General features: G+C 72.5%; 17 protein-coding genes. 4 read left to right on the top strand and 13 right to left on the bottom strand.

The features are described from left to right. Positions 1 to 83: 83 nt before the first annotated feature. A complete protein-coding gene (locus tag ACQKM2_RS36615) occupies positions 84 to 695 on the bottom strand; it encodes a flavodoxin family protein (RefSeq protein WP_427717470.1) in 612 nt (203 codons plus the stop codon). 132 nt (positions 696 to 827) lie between these two features. On the opposite strand from ACQKM2_RS36615, the gene ACQKM2_RS36610 reads away from it, so the two are divergent. Next, the gene (locus ACQKM2_RS36610) at positions 828 to 1,232 is read left to right on the top strand and encodes a winged helix-turn-helix transcriptional regulator (protein ID WP_427717468.1); all 405 of its coding nucleotides are present in this window, start codon (positions 828 to 830) and stop codon (positions 1,230 to 1,232) included. On the opposite strand, the gene mutM is transcribed toward ACQKM2_RS36610, so the two are convergent. The 9 genes from mutM to ACQKM2_RS36565 all read right to left on the bottom strand — a co-directional run bounded on the left by mutM (position 1,205) and on the right by ACQKM2_RS36565 (position 10,184). After that, positions 1,205 to 2,074: a bifunctional DNA-formamidopyrimidine glycosylase/DNA-(apurinic or apyrimidinic site) lyase gene (gene mutM, locus ACQKM2_RS36605; protein WP_427717465.1), complete on the bottom strand. Its 870-nt coding sequence runs from the start codon at positions 2,072 to 2,074 to the stop codon at positions 1,205 to 1,207. The genes ACQKM2_RS36610 and mutM overlap by 28 nt on opposite strands. A gap of 83 nt (positions 2,075 to 2,157) precedes the next feature. Then, positions 2,158 to 2,979, bottom strand: a complete 822-nt coding sequence (gene rnc, locus ACQKM2_RS36600; RefSeq protein ID WP_385767459.1) for a ribonuclease III — start codon at positions 2,977 to 2,979, stop codon at positions 2,158 to 2,160. 19 nt (positions 2,980 to 2,998) lie between these two features. Continuing rightward, the gene (gene rpmF, locus ACQKM2_RS36595) at positions 2,999 to 3,172 is read right to left on the bottom strand and encodes a 50S ribosomal protein L32 (RefSeq protein ID WP_003965982.1); all 174 of its coding nucleotides are present in this window, start codon (positions 3,170 to 3,172) and stop codon (positions 2,999 to 3,001) included. Between the two features lie 2 nt (positions 3,173 to 3,174). Continuing rightward, positions 3,175 to 3,822, bottom strand: coding sequence for a YceD family protein (locus ACQKM2_RS36590; protein ID WP_427717474.1), 648 nt, complete (start codon positions 3,820 to 3,822; stop codon positions 3,175 to 3,177). Between the two features lie 129 nt (positions 3,823 to 3,951). After that, positions 3,952 to 5,028: a DivIVA domain-containing protein gene (locus tag ACQKM2_RS36585; RefSeq protein WP_427717461.1), complete on the bottom strand. Its 1,077-nt coding sequence runs from the start codon at positions 5,026 to 5,028 to the stop codon at positions 3,952 to 3,954. Between the two features lie 105 nt (positions 5,029 to 5,133). After that, positions 5,134 to 5,613 carry a pantetheine-phosphate adenylyltransferase gene (gene coaD, locus ACQKM2_RS36580; protein WP_042801881.1) on the bottom strand — a complete coding sequence of 160 codons (480 nt, stop codon included), beginning with the start codon at positions 5,611 to 5,613 and terminating at the stop codon, positions 5,134 to 5,136. Between the two features lie 14 nt (positions 5,614 to 5,627). Continuing rightward, entirely contained in the window at positions 5,628 to 6,206 is a 579-nt protein-coding gene (gene rsmD / locus ACQKM2_RS36575) for a 16S rRNA (guanine(966)-N(2))-methyltransferase RsmD (RefSeq protein ID WP_427717458.1), read from the bottom strand. Between the two features lie 73 nt (positions 6,207 to 6,279). After that, on the bottom strand, positions 6,280 to 8,487 hold the full coding sequence (gene recG / locus ACQKM2_RS36570; protein WP_427717455.1) for an ATP-dependent DNA helicase RecG: 2,208 nt from the start codon (positions 8,485 to 8,487) through the stop codon (positions 6,280 to 6,282). 26 nt (positions 8,488 to 8,513) lie between these two features. Beyond that, positions 8,514 to 10,184, bottom strand: a complete 1,671-nt coding sequence (locus ACQKM2_RS36565) for a DAK2 domain-containing protein (protein WP_427717452.1) — start codon at positions 10,182 to 10,184, stop codon at positions 8,514 to 8,516. Between the two features lie 241 nt (positions 10,185 to 10,425). Here ACQKM2_RS36565 and rpmB point away from each other — a divergent pair, with 241 nt between their 5' ends. Continuing rightward, a complete protein-coding gene (rpmB, locus tag ACQKM2_RS36560) occupies positions 10,426 to 10,611 on the top strand; it encodes a 50S ribosomal protein L28 (RefSeq protein ID WP_007266795.1) in 186 nt (61 codons plus the stop codon). Between the two features lie 132 nt (positions 10,612 to 10,743). Here rpmB and thiD read toward each other — a convergent pair whose 3' ends face one another. Both thiD and ACQKM2_RS36550 read right to left on the bottom strand, forming a co-directional pair. Beyond that, positions 10,744 to 11,553: a bifunctional hydroxymethylpyrimidine kinase/phosphomethylpyrimidine kinase gene (gene thiD, locus ACQKM2_RS36555; RefSeq protein WP_427717449.1), complete on the bottom strand. Its 810-nt coding sequence runs from the start codon at positions 11,551 to 11,553 to the stop codon at positions 10,744 to 10,746. Then, positions 11,550 to 12,530, bottom strand: a complete 981-nt coding sequence (locus ACQKM2_RS36550) for a thiamine-phosphate kinase (protein ID WP_042801879.1) — start codon at positions 12,528 to 12,530, stop codon at positions 11,550 to 11,552. Before ACQKM2_RS36550 ends, thiD begins: the two co-directional genes overlap by 4 nt. A 245-nt stretch (positions 12,531 to 12,775) precedes the next feature. Between ACQKM2_RS36550 and ACQKM2_RS36545 the strand changes: the two genes are divergently transcribed. Together ACQKM2_RS36545 and ACQKM2_RS36540 are read left to right on the top strand one after the other, a co-directional pair. Further along, positions 12,776 to 13,009, top strand: coding sequence for an Lrp/AsnC ligand binding domain-containing protein (locus ACQKM2_RS36545; protein WP_007266792.1), 234 nt, complete (start codon positions 12,776 to 12,778; stop codon positions 13,007 to 13,009). A gap of 23 nt (positions 13,010 to 13,032) precedes the next feature. Next, complete coding sequence (locus ACQKM2_RS36540; protein ID WP_362457548.1) at positions 13,033 to 13,524, top strand: DUF3515 family protein; 492 nt, start codon at positions 13,033 to 13,035, stop codon at positions 13,522 to 13,524. Positions 13,525 to 13,618: 94 nt separating this feature from the next. Here the strand turns inward: ACQKM2_RS36540 and ACQKM2_RS36535 are convergent, their stop codons facing one another. Then, a complete protein-coding gene (locus ACQKM2_RS36535; RefSeq protein WP_427717445.1) occupies positions 13,619 to 14,776 on the bottom strand; it encodes a D-alanine--D-alanine ligase family protein in 1,158 nt (385 codons plus the stop codon). Between the last annotated feature and the right edge of the window lie 31 nt (positions 14,777 to 14,807).

The following is a 14,807-nucleotide window of genomic DNA, read 5'->3' as shown; positions in this document are numbered from 1 at the left end:
TCGGGGCGCGGGGGTGGTGCGGGGCGGGGGCCGCCTCCCGGGGGGGGCCCCCCCCGTCCGCGTACGCGCAGGCGCGGGGGAGGTCAGGCCTGAGCCGCCGCCAGGGCCGCCCGGCCCGCGAGGACCACGCGGGTGTGCTCGGCGACGCGCCGGCCCAGGTGCTCGGCGGTGGCGATGTCGGCCTTGTGGACGGCGTCCGGACCCTCGTCGTTGTTGGTCTGGGCGGCCGCGCCGGAGAAGAAGCCGAGGCGGTTCAGGTCGTTCTCGGAGCCCGTGGTGACGTTCCAGCCCGCCTTCAGGCCCAGGTTGACCCAGCTCATGCCGTGCTGCCCGGCCAGGACCTGGAAGAACTGCAGGGTGTGCTGCTTGTCGCCGCTCTTGGAGCCCGAGTTGGTGAAGCCGGCCGCGACCTTGTCCTGCCAGGCGTCGCCGAACCAGCGCTTCGAGGTGGCCTCGGCGAAGACGTGGAAGGCGCCCGAGGCGGTGCCCATGTAGGTCGGCGAGCCGAAGATGATCGCGTCCGACCCGTCCAGCAGCTCCCACTCGGCGTCGGTGATCTCGTCGACCTTGATCAGGTGGACCGTCGCGCCCGAGTCGGCGGCACCCGTCCGCACGGCCTCGGCGACGACGGCGGTGTGCCCGTAGCCGGAGTGGTAGGCGATGGAGACGACGGGGGCGGGGGTGTTCGCGGTCATGGTTGTTCTCCTCGAAAGCGGCGGGCGGCGCAGGTGCGACCGGGGCGCAGGACTGCGCTGCACCAAGCGAAGCACTAACTTTTGGAAAGCGCAAGCAGACAGTTAGCGCTCTCCAGGAGTACTCTAGTTTTCATGGAGAACCCCGCCTGTCTCGAAGCCGTCACGGCCGACCTGCCGTTCGACGTCTTCGCGCGCGCCTGCCCCTCTCGCGAAACCCTGGAACACGTCACCGGGCGATGGGGCAGCCTCACCGTGGGCGCCCTGCGTGAGGGCCCCTGCCGGTTCAACGAGCTGCGCCGCCGGATCGACGGTGTGAGCGAGAAGATGCTCGCCCAGACGCTGCACGCCCTGGAGCGCGACGGGATCGTGCTGCGCGAGGCGCAGCCGACCAACCCGCCCCGCGTCGACTACGAGCTGACCCCCCTGGGCCGTGAGGTCGCCGACCGCCTGCGCGCCCTGATCCAGCTGCTGGAGGGCAGCATGGACGAGGTGCTCGCCTCCCGGGAGGCCTACGACGCGGCGCGCGGCGGCCGCTGACAGCGCGGGCAGAAGTAGCTGGACCGGTTCATCCAGGCCCGGCGGCGCATGGGGGTGCCGCAGCGGCGGCAGGGCTCGCCCTCGCGCCCGTAGGCGTCGAGCGACCGGTCGAAGTAGCCGGACTCGCCGTTCACGTTGACGTACAGGCTGTCGAAGCTGGTCCCGCCGACGGCGAGCGCGGCGTTCATGACCTCCCGCACGTGCGTGAGGAGTTCCGCGCTCCGGGGGCGGGTGAGGGTCGCGGTGGGGCGTTCGTAGTGCAGTTTGGCGCGCCACAGCGCCTCGTCGGCGTAGATGTTGCCGACCCCGCTGATCAGCGACTGGTCCAGCAGCGCCCGCTTGACGGTGGTCCGCTTGGCGCGCAGCGCCAGGTGGTAGGCCCCTTCGTCGAAGAGGGGGTCCAGGGGGTCGCGGGCGATGTGCGCGATCACGTCCGGCAGTCCCTCGGCGCTGCCGGGGACGGTCTCGTGCAGCGACAGCCCGCCGAAGGTGCGCTGGTCGACGAAGCGCAGTTCGGTGCCCGTGTCGTCGGCGAAGCGCAGCCGGATCCGCAGGTGCTTCTCGTCGGGGGCTTCGGCCGGCTGCACCAGGAGCTGCCCGCTCATCCCGAGGTGGCCGAGAACGGACAGGTCCCGGCCCTCCAGCGGCAGCCACAGGTACTTCCCGCGCCGCCGGGGCACCCCGATGGTCTGCCCCGCCAGGCGCGCCGCGAAGTCGGGGCCGCCCGCCAGGTGCCGGCGTACGGCCCGGGGGTGGAGCACCTCCACCGCCTCGACGGTCCGCCCGGCCACCCACCGCTCCAGGCCGCGCCGTACCACTTCCACCTCGGGCAGCTCGGGCATGGTGTTCCTCCTGGAGGGGGCGCGGCATGAACAGGAAACCCCGCCGCACCGGGGTGCGACGGGGTCACTGTAGAAGAAGGCGGTCAGGCGTCCGGCGCCGGGTCGGCGGGCGTCGGCGCCCCGTCGCCCTGTGCCGGAGCTGCGGCGGCAGCGGCTTCCGCCGCCTTGCGCTCGTCCGCGGCGGTGCGGATGCCGCGCCAGGCGGACTCCGCGGCCTGCTGCTCCGCTTCCTTCTTGCTGCGGCCGGTACCGGTGCCGTACGAGACACCACCGACGCGGGCTGCAGCGGTGAAGGTCTTCTCGTGGTCCGGTCCCGTCTCGGTGACCAGGTATTCCGGTACGCCGAGGCCCTCGGCCGCCGTGAGCTCCTGGAGACTGGTCTTCCAGTCCAGGCCGGCACCGAGGTTGGAGGACTTCTCGATGAGCGGGTCGAAGAGCCGGTGGACCAGCTCCGAGGCCGCGTCGAGGCCCTTGTCGAGATAGACCGCGCCGATCACCGCTTCAAGGGTGTCGGCGAGGATGGAGGCCTTGTCCCGGCCGCCCGTGCCCTCTTCGCCCCGGCCGAGCCGGATGAAGGAGCCGAGTTCGAGGCCGCGCCCGACCTCCGCCAGCGCACGAGAGTTGACCACCGCGGCCCGCAGTTTGGCCAGCTGGCCTTCCGGCAGGTCGGGGTGGGTGGTGTACAGCGTGTCCGTGACCACCAGGCCGAGCACGGAGTCCCCGAGGAACTCCAGGCGTTCGTTGGTGGGCAGGCCGCCGTTCTCGTACGCGTACGAACGGTGGGTCAGCGCACGCACCAGAAGGGCGGACTCGAGTTGGTACCCGAGCCGCCCTTCCAGAAGCGTGTGGGACGAGGCCGCGTTGTTACTGTCTGCCTGCTTCTCAGCGTTGGACAGCTCAGACATTGCGCCTCTCACCAGCCGCTCAGACCTCGAGGACCTGGCGCTTGTTGTAGGTGCCGCAGCTCGGGCACGCAATGTGCTGGAGCTTCGGCTCCTGGCAACGCTCACACGAAACCAGGGTGGGGACCGCAGCCTTCCACTGCGACCGGCGGTGGCGCGTGTTGCTGCGCGACATCTTCCGCTTCGGAACAGCCACGGCTACTTCTCCTGCTTCTCGGCGGCGCTCTGAACTCCGTCAGACGCAGTGCCGCTCATGTTGTCCTTCTCATCGCCCTGATCGGTGACGAGTCCCTGCAATGCCGCCCAACGGATGTCGACGGCGTCGTGGTGGTGCTCCGGGTCGTCGTTCAGGCTGAGCCCGCAATCGGGGCACAGACCGAGACAGTCCTCCCGGCACACCGGCTGCATGGGCAGTGCGAGCACCACCACATCGCGCAGCACGGGTTCGAGGTCGAACAAGCCGTCCTCGAGGAAGAGCATGTCCTCGTCGTCCTCGGCGTCGTCGGCCGGCTCCGCCTTGGGGCGGCCCCGGTCGTCGGCGTCAGGGTACGAGAACATCTCCTGGAAGTCCGCCTTGAACTCTCGCTCGACGGTCTCCAGACACCTTACGCACTCCCCCGTCGCCGATGCACGGACGGTGCCTGTGACAAGCACCCCTTCCATGACCGACTCGAGGCGGAGGTTGAGCTTCAGCGGCGCGCCTTCCGGCACTCCGATGACGTCGACGAGACCGAAGTCAGCCGGCGCCGGGATCTCGCGGGACAGCCGCTGCATGGCACCAGGACGCCGACCCAGCTCGTGCGTGTCGAACACGAGGGGGTTGCGGTGGTCGAGGCGGGTATTCAGGGCCGTTCCTGCTTTCACAGATCGCTGAAGATCAAAGATTCCGCCGCTCACGGGCAGCATGGATCGCGACGCATACGCGCGACCGAAGAGCCAGGATACCCGGCGCTTCGCTCTGAGCCCAATCCGGGCTCAGCGCCCCTGGCCGTACTGGTGCAGCCGGTCCAGGTTGATCATGCTCGTGTCGAAGAGGCTGGTCTCGTCGAGCGCCGGCTGCTGGGGGTGCTGGGGCTGCTGGTAGAAGGCGTAGGGGTCGGGCTGCTGCGCATCGTAGTGCGCGGCGTAAGCCGCTCCGGTGGAGCCGGTGCTTGCACCGGGGTAGGGGTCCGGCTGCGGCTGCTGCTGCTGGTAGCCCGCGTACGGGTCCTGGTACGCGTAGCCGTCCTGCTGGGGGTGGGCTGCGGGCTGCGCGGGGTACGCGGCGGCGTAGGCCTCGTAGACCGGCTCCGGCTGGGCGGGCAGCGGCAGCGGCGCGGGGCCCGGGTCCGCCAGGCCGGCCAGGAACTCCGCGTCGCTCGACGGGCGGGCCCCCTGGGCCCCGGCGGCGTCCTGGGCGGCCATGTGGGCGCCGAGGTCGTCGTCGGGCACCCGGCCCAGGAGCTTCTGGCGGCCCCGGCCGACGGCATCCAGGGTCTTGGAGAGCACCGCCTCGAAGGTGGCGAGCTTCTGGTCCACGTACGCGTCCGCCTGCTCGCGCCGGGTCTCCGGGTCGGGGCTGGGCTCGGGGGCGCCGCTGTCGTCGCGGCCGTGCCCGTCCGTACCCGGTCCGCGGCCGAGCAGCTTCTCCCGGCCCCGGTCCACCGAGCCGATGGTCTTGCTGAGCACGACCTCGAAGTTGGCGAGCTTGCTGTCGACGTACTCGTCGGCCTCGGCCCGGATCTCGGCGGCCTCCCGGCGGGCCTCGGCCAGGATCCGGTCGGCCTCGCCCTGCGCGCGGCGGGCGATCTCGGTGCCGGAGACCAGCGAGCCCCGCTCGGCGTGGGCGGCCTCGATGATGCGCTGCGCCTCCCGGCGGGCCTCGTCGACCATCTGTTCGCGCCCGCCAATGACTTCCCGGGCCTGGGCGAGCGAGCCGGGCAGGGCCTCCCGCACCTCTTCGAGCCGGGCGAGGAGTTCCGCGCGGTTGATCACGCAGGAGGCGGACATCGGCATGGTGCGGGCTCCGCCCACGGCCGCGACGATCTCGTCCAGCTTCTTCTGTACGTCCATGGGGGGCTCGCGCTCTCTCGGCCTAGGACTGACGAGAGACGACTGTAGGGCCCCCGGACGGACGCGCGGGACGGGCCGGGGAAGACCGGCCCGTCCGGCGCCGGGTCACTTCGCGCGCAGCCGTTCGACCAGTGCCGCGTGGACGTGCGCGGGGAGCAGGTGGGCCACGTCGCCGCCCCAGGTGGCGACTTCCTTGACCAGGGAGGACGACAGGAAGCTGTAGGTCGGGATGGTCGGGACGAACAGCGTTTCGACGCCCGACAGTCCCATGTTCATCTGGGCCATCTGGAGCTCGTAGTCGAAGTCGCTGACCGCGCGCAGGCCCTTGACGATGGCCGGGATGTCGCGCTGCTTGCAGAAGTCGACGAGCAGCCCGTGGAAGGACTCGACCTCGACGTTGCCGTAGTCGGCGGTCGCCTCGCGGATCATTTCGATCCGCTCCTCGATGGTGAACAGGCCCTGCTTGGACTTGTTGATCATCACGGCGACGTGCACGACGTCGTACAGCCTGGCGGCGCGTCCGATGACGTCGAGGTGTCCGTTGTGGATGGGGTCGAAGGATCCCGGACAGACGGCGCGGCGCAACTGAACTCCTTCGTTCATGAGTCTTCGCTGGTGAAAGCGGCGCGACCGTACCAAAGGGTGCCTTCGCCGTACTTGCGCGAACGCAGCGGCTCGAACCCCTCCGGCCACGGGAACGGACCGCTCCTCGTGCTGCGCTCCACCGTGACGAGCGCATCGTCCGTGAGCCAGCCATTGGCGCGGAGTGTGAGGAGGATCTCGCCAAGATCGGCGTGCTCGACGGCGTACGGCGGGTCCAGGAAGACGATGTCGTACGGGTCCCCGGGGGCGGCGGCGACCACGATCTGCTCGGCCTTGCCCGCCCGGAATTCGGCGCCGGGCAGGCCCAGGGTCCTGATGTTGTCCCGGATGGCCTTGGCGGCCTTGGCGTCGGCCTCGACCAGCAGGGTGTGGGAGGCGCCCCGGGAGAGGGCCTCCAGCCCGACGGCGCCGGAGCCGCCGTAGAGGTCGAGGACGCGGGAGCCGTCGACGCCGTGCAGGGACTCCCAGGTGGAGAAGAGCCCTTCGCGCATCCGGTCGGAGGTCGGGCGGGTGCCGGTGCCGGGCGGCACGGCCAGCCGCCGCCCGCCGGCGGTGCCGGCGATCACGCGGGTCATCTGGGGTCCTTCGCTGGGACGGTCGGTGGAGGCCCTGGCCTCCGTTCTGGCCTCCAACGATAGGTCGTGCGCCTCAGCCCTTCTCCAGGTACTGCTCCCGCTCGGCGTCCAGCAGGGCGTCCAGCGCGGTGCGCAGCCCGGGCAGCTGCTCCAGCTCTGGGTCGGCGGCGACGACGCGGGTGGCCTCCTCCCGGGCCTGGGCGATGACCTCCTCGTCCTCGATGACGGCGAGCATGCGCAGCGAGGAGCGGACGCCGGACTGGGCCTGGCCGAGGACGTCGCCCTCGCGGCGCTGTTCCAGGTCGATCCGGGAGAGCTCGAAGCCGTCGAGGGTGGCGGCGACGGCGGCGAGCCGGGCCCGGGCGGGGCTGGCCTCGTGCATCTCGCTGACCAGCAGGCACAGGCCCGGGGCGGAGCCCCGGCCGACGCGGCCGCGCAGCTGGTGGAGCTGGGAGACGCCGAAGCGGTCCGCGTCCATGATCACCATGACGGTGGAGTTGGGGACGTTCACGCCGACCTCGATGACGGTGGTGGCGACCATCACCTTGACCTCGCCGGCGGCGAAGCGGCGCATCACGTCGTCCTTGTCGGCGGGGTCCATCCGCCCGTGCAGGACCTCGACGGACAGTCCGGCGAGGGGGCCCCTGGTGAGCTGTTCGGCGATCTCCAGCACGGCCAGCGGCGGCCGCTTCTCGGCCTCGTCCTCGGCGGACGCCTTCTTCTTGTTCCCGGGGTCGTCCTCCTGGTCGCCGATCCGCGGGCAGACCACGTACGCCTGGTGACCGTTCTCCACCTCCTCGCGGACCCGCTCCCAGGCCCGGGCGAGGAAGTGCGGCTTGTCCTTGGCGGGCACCACGTGGGTGGCGATCGGGGAGCGGCCGGCGGGCAGCTGGTCGAGGACGGAGGTCTCCAGGTCGCCGAAGACGGTCATGGCGACGGTGCGCGGGATCGGGGTGGCGGTCATGACCAGAAGGTGCGGGGGTTGCTTGCCCTTGGAGCGCAGGGCGTCGCGCTGTTCGACGCCGAAGCGGTGCTGTTCGTCGACGACGACCAGGCCGAGGTCGTGGAACTGCACCTTGTCCTCGATCAGGGCGTGGGTGCCGATGACGACGCCGGCCTCGCCGGTGACCAGGTCGAGGAGGGCCTGGCGGCGGGCGGCGGTGCCCATGGAGCCGGTGAGCAGCACCACCTTGGTGCCCTGGTCGGAGCCGCCGAGCATGCCGCCCTCGGCGAGCTCGCCCATCATCTCGGTGATCGACCGGTGGTGCTGCTGGGCGAGGACCTCGGTGGGCGCGAGCATGGCGGCCTGCCCGCCGGAGTCGACGACGGCGAGCATGGCGCGCAGGGCCACCAGCGTCTTGCCCGAGCCGACCTCGCCCTGGAGGAGGCGGTGCATGGGGTGGCTGGTGGCGAGGTCGTCGAAGATCTCCTTCGAGACCTTCTGCTGGCCGTCGGTGAGGGTGAAGGGCAGTTTGGCGTCGAAGGCGTCGAGGAGGCCGCCGGGGGTGGCGCGGCGGGCGACGGCCGGGAGCTGGGAGTCGGCGTGGCGGCGGCGGGCCAGGGCGACCTGGAGGACGAAGGCCTCGTCCCACTTCAGGCGCTGGCGGGCGTCCTCGATGTCGGCCTTGGTCGCGGGGCGGTGGATCTTGAGGAGGGCCTCGGTGAGCGGGACGAGTCCGCGGCCCTCGCGCAGGGCGGGCGGGAGGGGGTCCACGGCCTCCTGGGCGCTGGGCAGTACGGCGTCCACGCACTTGGCGATCTTCCAGGACTCCAGCTTGGCGCAGGCCGGGTAGATCGGGATCAGCTGGTTGGCGAAGGCGGTGGCGGCGTCCCGGTCGGAGGCGTCGGCGCCGAGGGGCTCGTACGCCGGGTGCGCGAGCTGGAGCTTGTGGTTGAAGCGGGAGACCTTGCCGGCGAACATGGCGCGGCTGCCGGGCAGCAGCTCCTTGTGCGGCTTGTGGACGCCGGCGCCGAAGAAGACCAGCTGGAGGCGGCCGCTGCCGTCGGTGATGGTGACTTCGAGGCGCTTCCCGCCGCCGCGGCCTCCCTGGTAGGTGAGCAGGCGGGCGTCGGCGACCTGGGCGACGACGGTGACGTGCTCGTCGAGCTGGTCGGCGAGGTCCGCCAGCGAGGTCAGCTCGCCGCGCTCGGCGTACCGCCGCGGGTAGTGGTGGAGCAGGTCCAGGGCCGTGTGCAGGCCGAGCTGCTCGGCCAGCACCTTGGCGGTGGCGGGGCCGAGGGTCTTCTTGAGGTCTTCGTCGAGCGCGGGCACGTGTTCCATTGCACACCATCGCTGTGACAAGGCCGCTATTCGACTCCGATGAGCAGGGGCGCCGACCAGCGGCCGCCGCGGTAGGTGACGGTGTCCACGGCCAGGTGCGCGTGCTGGACGTACGCCTCCAGGCGTGCGGCCAGGGTGTCCGGGACCTCGGGGCCCAGGACGAGGGTGACCAGTTCGCCGCCGGAGCCGAGCATCCGCTTCAGGACGGCCTCGGCGGTCTCGGGCAGGCCCGCGCCGATGACGGCGACGTCCCCGTCGATGAGCCCGAGGACGTCCCCGGCCTGGCAGATCCCGGCGGAGGTGAAGGACTGCCGTTCGGCGACGGCCAGTTCCCCGTAGCGGGTGGCGCCGGCGGCGGCGGTCATGGCGACGACGTCCTCGTCGAAGCTGCCGTCCGGGTCGTGGACGGCGAGGGCGGCCAGGTTCTGGACGGCGGAGCGGGTGGGGATCACGGCGACCCGCACCCCTTCGGCGCGGGCCTGTTCGGCGGCGGCCGCGGCGGCGGCGCGCAGCTCGGGGCTGCCGGGCAGCAGGACGACCTCGCGGGCGTGGGCCCGGCGGACGGCGTCGAGCAGCTCGGCGGCGGCGGGCTGCTCCCCGGGGCGGGCCAGGACGGTGGTGGCGCCGGCCTCCCCGCACAGGGCGGCCAGGCCCTCGCCCTGCACGACGGCGACGACGGCCCGCTGGGCCCGCGGGGCGGCAGCGCGGCGGCGCTGGTCGCCGAAGTGGGTGATGCGGATGCGGTACGGCCGGCCGGCTTCGACGCCGGCCTCGACGGCCGCGCCGGGGTCGTCGACGTGCACGTGGACGTTCCACAGCCCGTCGCCGCCGACCACCACCAGGGAGTCGCCGAGCAGGTCGAGGCCGGAGCGGAGCCCGGCGACGGCCTCGCCGGATGCCTCCAGCAGGTAGACCACCTCGTACGCGGGGCCGCCCTGCTCCTGCCCGCAGGGCTCCGGGTCCAGCGCCAGGGGCACGGGCACGGCGGGGCCGCGCACCGGTTCGGCGGCGGGTTCCTGGCCGGACAGCGCCTGCCACAGGGCACCGAGTACGGCGACCAGGCCGCAGCCCCCGGCGTCGACCACTCCGGCCTTCCCGAGCTCGGCCAGCTGGCCCGGGGTCTCGGCGAGGGCGGCGCGGGCCCCGTCATAGGCGGCGCGGGCCACCTCGGCGGCGGTGGCGGCCGCGGTCCCCGCGGCGGCGCCGGCCCGGGCGGCGGCTCCGGCGACGGTGAGCATGGTGCCCTCGACCGGGTGCGCGACGGCCCGGTAGGCCTCCTCGGCGGCGCGGGTCAGGGCCTGCGCGAGCAGCGGGCCCGGGGCGCGGTCGGCGGGGCCGGCCGGGTCCGCGGGGTCGGCGCCGAGGACGTCGGCGACCCCGCGCAGCAGCTGGGCGAGGATGGTCCCGGAGTTGCCCCGGGCGCCTATGAGCGCGCCGTGCGCGTAGGCCCGTACGGCGTCGGCGAGGGAGGCGGGGGCGGCTGTGGGGTCCGTCACGTCCGCGAGGGACTCGTCGAGGGCCCGGTCGGCGGCCTCGGCGGTGAGGTAGAGGTTGGTCCCGGTGTCGGCGTCCGCGACCGGGTAGACGTTGATCGCGTCGATGTCCTCGCGGGCCCGGCCCAGTGCGGCCAGGGCCAGCGAGCTCCAGGTGCGCACCGCTTCGGCGTCGAGGGTGTGCGGGCCAGGCTCGTGCGCCACCGGGCGTTCCTCCTTGTGCGGGCCAGGGTTCACCGCAGGGTAACGAAGGGAGCCCTCCGCTCGGGGGCCCCGGGGCGGAGCGGGCCCCCGTCATGGTAGTTTTCTCGGACCCAAGCAGTCGTTGTATGCTGCTCAGGTTGCCCGTCGAGAGTCGGGCCATTCGTCCGGCAAGCCACTTCAGATCTCTGATTCCGGTGCGCCGGATTCCACCGTAATTGCATCTGAAGTCTTGGAGTGACCTGTGGCTGCCAACTGCGACGTTTGCGCCAAGGGGCCGAGCTTCGGCAACAACATCTCCCACTCGCACCGCCGCACCTCGCGTCGCTGGAACCCGAACATCCAGCGCGTCCGTGCCGTGGTCAATGGGACGCCGAAGCGCCTCAACGCCTGCACCTCGTGCATCAAGGCCGGCAAGGTCTCGCGCTGACGCCTCCCGTCGTCGTAGCGCAGCCCTTTCCGGTTGCCAAGAAGGCCGGTTCACCTCTGGTGAACCGGCCTTTTGCCTTGTCCGGGGCGACGGGGACCGCCTCCTGACGTCAGGAGGCGGTCCCCGTCCGGTTCAGCGCCACCGCCAGGCGTGGTCCACCGGCCCGATGCCGCCGCCGAGGGCGAAGCCCGCGGCGATGGCGCCGGTGACGTACTCCTTGGCGGCGGTGACGGCCTCCGGTACGTCCAGGCCCTTGGCCAGGCCCGCGGCGATCGCGCTGGCGAGCGTGCAGCCGGTGCCGTGGGTGTGCCGGTTGTCGTGCCGGGGCGCGCGCAGCCACAGCTCCCGGGAGCCGTCGCTCAGCAGGTCCACGGCGCGGTCGCCGTGGGCCGCGAGGTGGCCGCCCTTGATCAGCGCCCAGCGGGGCCCGTAGCCGAGGACCGCGTCGGCGGCCCGCCGCATGTCGTCCTCGGTCTCGACGGCCAGCCCGGTGAGCTGGGCCACCTCGTCCAGGTTGGGGGTGGCGACCGTGGCCCTGGGCAGCAGCTCCTGCCGTACGGCGTCCAGTGCCGAGGCGGCGAGCAGCGCGTCCCCGTGCTTGGAGACCCCGACGGGGTCCACCACGGCCGGGGCGGGGGTGCCGGCCAGCAGTTCGGCCACCGTCTCCACGAGTACGGCGGAGGACAGCATCCCGGTCTTGACTGCGTGGACGCCGATGTCGTCGACCACGGCCCGGTACTGGGCCGTGACGGCCTCGGCGGGCAGTTCCCAGGCCCCCTTCACGCCGAGGGAGTTCTGGGCGGTCACGGCGGTGACCACGCTCATGCCGTGCACCCCGAGGGCCAGCATGGTCTTGAGGTCGGCCTGGATGCCCGCGCCGCCGCCGGAATCGGATCCGGCGACGGTCAGGCAGAGCGGCGGGGCGGCCCCGGCGACGCTCACGCGGTCTCCCCGTCGGCCGGGTCGGCGCCGAAGTGGTCCCAGCCGCCGGTGCTGGTCCACGGGGCGCCGTCCACGGTCACCTGGGGCAGGGCGGAGCGGTGCTGGACGGATCCGATGACCTTCCAGCGGGCCGGGAGCTTCACGTCGGGCGGGAAGGTGGCCACGATGGCGTGGTCCTCTCCCCCGGTGAGCACCCACTGGAGCGGGTCGACGCCGACGGCCTGGCCGATGTCGTGCATCTGGGTCGGGATGTCCACGGCGCCCGAGCGCAGGTCGATGCGGACCTTGCTGGCCTCGGCGATGTGCCCGAGGTCGGCGATCAGGCCGTCGCTGACGTCGGTCATGGCGGTGGCGCCGAGCCCGGCGGCCGCGGGGCCCGCGTGGTAGGGCGGCTCGGGGCGCCGGTGGGCCTCGACGAAGGCCCGGGGGGAGCGGAAGCCGCGGGAGAGCACCGCGAAGCCGGCCGCGGACCAGCCGAGCCAGCCGGTGACGGCGACGACGTCGCCGGGCTGGGCGCCGGAGCGCAGCACGGGCTCGTGGTTGCGCAGGTCCCCGAGGGCGGTGATGGAGACGGTGATGGTGTCGCCGCGCACGACGTCGCCGCCGACCACGGCGGCGCCCGCGACCTGGCATTCGTCGCGGATGCCGTCCATGAGCTCGGTGGGCCAGGTGACCGGCAGCTCGGCCGGTACGACGAGGCCGAGCAGCAGCGCGGTGGGCACGGCGCCCATGGCGGCGATGTCGGCCAGGTTCTGTGCGGCGGCCTTGCGGCCGACGTCGTAGGCGGTGGACCAGTCGCGGCGGAAGTGCCTGCCTTCGAGCAGGATGTCCGTGCTGGCCACGACCCGCCGGTCGGGGGCCGACACCACCGCGGCGTCGTCCCCGGGTCCGAGCCGGACCGCCGGGGTGGTGGTGAGCCGTGAGGTGAGCTCCCGAATGAGCCCGAACTCCCCCAGCTCGCCCACAGTGCCCTTCATCGCTGTGCCCCTTCTTGGCAAGTCCGCTTGCGGTCGCGAGCCGTCACAGCTCTGGGTACCGTCAACAGATACGTCAACTTCTGCTCTGCGTACGCCCCGCTGTGCGTGGCGCCGGGCCCCCGGGTCTCCCCGTGGCACGCGGCGACGCGGTACCGTGGCGTCCCTTCTTCCCCGGGCCCGCCCGATCTCCCCGGGCCCATCCGAAGGTTAGGGGAAATGATCCTCGTGGCCGCCCTGGAGGTTCCGTGGTACAGGCGTACATCCTCATCCAGACCGAGGTGGGCAAGGCGTCGGTCGTCGCCGAGTCCATCTCCAAGATCGCGGGGGTGATCCAGGCCGAGGACGTGACGGGGCCGTACGACGTGATCGTGCGCGCCCAGGCCGACACCGTCGACGATCTCGGCCGCATGGTGGTCGCCAAGGTCCAGCAGGTGGAGGGGATCACCCGCACCCTGACCTGCCCGGTGGTCCATCTGTAGCCCCCGTCTAGTCTTGGCCGGTGATGTCTTCGCACCACCGGCCCCTCCGTCTACTGGCCCTGCCCGCCCTGGTGGCGGTCGTGGCCCTGGCGGGCTGCGCCCCCGGGGCCTCCGAGGCCCGGGTGACGCCCCCGCCGGCTCCGCCCGCCGGTGTCGCGCAGCTCTGTGCGGCGCTGCACAGGGAGCTCCCGGAGACGGTGTCGGGGCTGGCCCGGTCCGTCACCGAACCGGAGACGGACCTGACCGCCGCGTGGGGCGGCTCGGCGATCGTACTGCGGTGCGGTATCCCCAAGCCCCCCAAGATGGCCGATCCCAAGGCGGACGGCGTTGAGGTCGACGGCGTCGGCTGGCTGGTGGAGCAGCCTCCGGAGGGCGGCCTGCGGTTCACCACCACGGGCCGGCTGGCCTACACGGAGGTGTGGATCGACAAGGAGCATGCCACGGACGCGAGCATGCTCGTCGGTCTGTCCGCCGCCGTGGCCGCATCGGTCCCGGCCGGGATCTCCTCGTACTGATCCGTCCGCTCGTCAGCCCGTCCGCCCCGCGCACACCGCCGCCCGCTGGATCGTTCCAGCGGGCGGTCGGCTGTTCGGGGCGCCGGGTGCGCGGCTAGCGCAGTCCGGTGGAGCGGCGCAGGGCGGCCTGGATCAGCCGGTCCACGAGCTCCGGGTACTCGATGCCCGACTCCTGCCACATCCGCGGGTACATCGAGATCGGCGTGAAACCGGGCATGGTGTTGATCTCGTTGATGACGAAGGTGCCGTCTTCGGTGAGGAAGAAGTCGGCGCGCACCAGGCCCTCGCAGGAGGCGGCCTCGAAGGCGTCGATCGCGAGCCTCTGCACCTCGGCGGTCTGCTCCGGGGTGAGCGGGGCGGGGACGAGGCCGGTGGCGGAGTCGATGTACTTCGCCTCGAAGTCGTAGAAGTCGTGGCTGGAGACCGGCGGGATCTCGGCGGGGGCGCTGGCGCGCGGCCCGTCCTCGAACTCCAGGACGCCGCACTCGATCTCGCGGCCGCGCAGCAGCGCCTCCACGATGACCTTCGGGTCGTGGCGGCGGGCCTCGCGGATGGCCGCGTCGAGGCCGGAGGCGTCGTCGACCTTGGTGATGCCGATGGAGGAGCCGGCGCGGGCGGGCTTCACGAACAGCGGCCAGCCGTGCTCGCCGGCGAAGTCCAGGACCTTCGCCGTGGCGGCGGCCTGGTCGGCCTCCCACTCGCGGGGGCGGATGGTCACGTACGGGCCGACGTTCAGCCCGTAGGAGGCGAACACCCGCTTCATGTAGTCCTTGTCCTGGCCGACGGCCGAGGAGAGGACGCCGCAGCCGACGTACGGGATCCCGGAGAGCTCCAGGAGGCCCTGGATGGTGCCGTCCTCGCCGTAGGGGCCGTGCAGCACGGGGAAGACGACGTCGACCTCGCCCAGTGCCTTGGGGACGGCGCCCGGCTCGGTGTAGACGACCTCGCGGCTGGCGGGGTCGACGGGGAGCACGACGGTGCCGTCCGGGGACTCCGCCAGCGTCTCGACGCTGGGGAGCTGCCGGTCCGCGATGGCCATGCGCTCGGGGGCGTCGGCCGTCAGGGCCCACCGGCCGTCCGTGGTGATGCCGATGGGCAGCACCTCGTACTTGGACCGGTCGATGGAGCGCAGCACGGCGCCCGCGGTGACGACCGAGATGGCGTGTTCCGAGCTGCGGCCGCCGAAGACGACGGCCACGCGGGGCTTGCGGCCCTGCTGCTCAGGGGTCTGGGGGAGGTTCTCGCTGCTCATATCGCCACGAGAGTACCCGCTCAAGCGTCCG

The organism is Streptomyces sp. NPDC004126, assembly GCF_050275515.1.
GTDB lineage: Bacteria > Actinomycetota > Actinomycetes > Streptomycetales > Streptomycetaceae > Streptomyces.
Note: the sequence above shows the minus strand (reverse complement) of the source record. Positions and strands in the feature narration are given on the sequence as shown.